Annotated in this window: 2 protein-coding genes; one reads left to right on the top strand and one right to left on the bottom strand. The window is 50.4% G+C overall.

The genetic code is table 11. The annotated features are described in order from the left end of the window. Nucleotides 1-548, bottom strand: a 548-nt coding sequence (gene sid / locus OGY71_RS01220; protein ID WP_213751861.1) for a capsid size-determining scaffold Sid, incomplete at its 3' end; no start/stop codon positions are given. A 537-nt stretch (nucleotides 549-1,085) separates the two neighbouring features. On the opposite strand from sid, the gene OGY71_RS01215 reads away from it, so the two are divergent. Next, entirely contained in the window at nucleotides 1,086-1,352 is a 267-nt protein-coding gene (locus tag OGY71_RS01215) for a helix-turn-helix transcriptional regulator (RefSeq protein WP_000556587.1), read from the top strand. Nucleotides 1,353-1,357 lie beyond the last annotated feature (5 nt).

The following is a 1,357-nucleotide window of genomic DNA, read 5'->3' as shown; positions in this document are numbered from 1 at the left end:
CGGGTCACGGTCGCACGCGGCGAGGTTTCTCCGCTCATTTCCAGCGACCGTATACGCAACAGAAAGGCACGTAACAGTGCGGGGCTGATACCGGCCAGCGCCTTCTTCCACTCGCTGTTGGCGTAAGTGGTGAACGCTTTTTCATGGGCGCTGATATAAGCAGTACCGGAGGAGCATGCGCCAAGCATGGCGTGGCTTTTGTCTTTCTCCAGCTCGGTAATCAGACCGGTGAACTCATCAGCCAGTTCGCGGCTGGCGATACGTTTACTGTGTTCAGCTTTCAGTTCAGGAGTGAGGTTGCCGCGCAGGGTTCGAAAGCGGCTGCGCCAGTCCTGTTCGGCCTGTGCACTTTCACTGAGGGCGGTCTGTCGTTCCTGCTCACAACGCTGAATGGAAGCCTCAATGTCGCTGAGTTTACCCATGCTGGCCGTGTGTGCATCTTTTGCTTCGTTAAGTGCGGCCAGCGCACCGGCAATGCGTTGTTCCGCGCCTTCATCCTGTTTACTGATAACGGTCTGCATGGCTTTGATAATGAGTTCGGGTTTCATGTTCAGGTTCTCCGTGTGTTCAACCTGAAATGATTCTGACGCCTCCTGCACAACAACACGATTCATTGCCGTTGTCAGAATGCTGGCACAAACAGACCTTAAAAACCGGCTGGCCAGAGAAAGGTCGCAGGAAAACCTTACTCACCGTTTATTTTTTTACTTATAACTATTCACCACTGTTCACCTCAAATAAAAATATAAGTAATACAGTAAGTTAAATGATGAACAGTTGAGGGTCTGACTGTTCACCGTCTGTTCACCACTGTTCACCCTCCTGTTTTGCTCTGGCTATAGCATTTAGACTTTATTTCGATTAAAAATAAAAAATATATAACTAAAAGCAATAGAAATTGCTGCATTGTAATGCAGTGATTTGCATATGTTTGCCAGCGTTTGCCTTTGTTTGCCAGAGCGAAAAGTCAATGTTTGTTTCCCCGAAAATCTCACATGACCTGAGGAAAAATATAGACATAATAAGGAGCTACCCGAAGCCGGACGGACACGACCGGCACTGTATGGACTTTGTGAGGTAGCCCGATGCACACCGCTTTTTCTTCCCCGTCTTCTGCCCCTGCCGCACCGCTGATGCCGGTTTCTGATACCGTTCACGAGCGCTTTATCCGTCTGCCCGAAGTGATGCATCTGTGCGGCCTGTCCCGCTCGACCATTTACGACCTCATCAGCCGGGAAGCCTTCCCGAAACAAATCTCCCTCGGCGGAAAAAATGTGGCGTGGGCGCAGTCTGAAATCACTGCATGGATGGCGGATCGCATTGCCGAACGTAACCGGGGCTATGACGCATGATGATG

Source organism: Citrobacter sp. Cpo109 (assembly GCF_030332565.1).
GTDB classification, from domain to species: Bacteria; Pseudomonadota; Gammaproteobacteria; order Enterobacterales; family Enterobacteriaceae; genus Citrobacter; species Citrobacter portucalensis.
The sequence above is the reverse complement of the archived record's forward strand: the minus strand, read 5'-3'. Positions and strand labels throughout refer to the sequence as shown.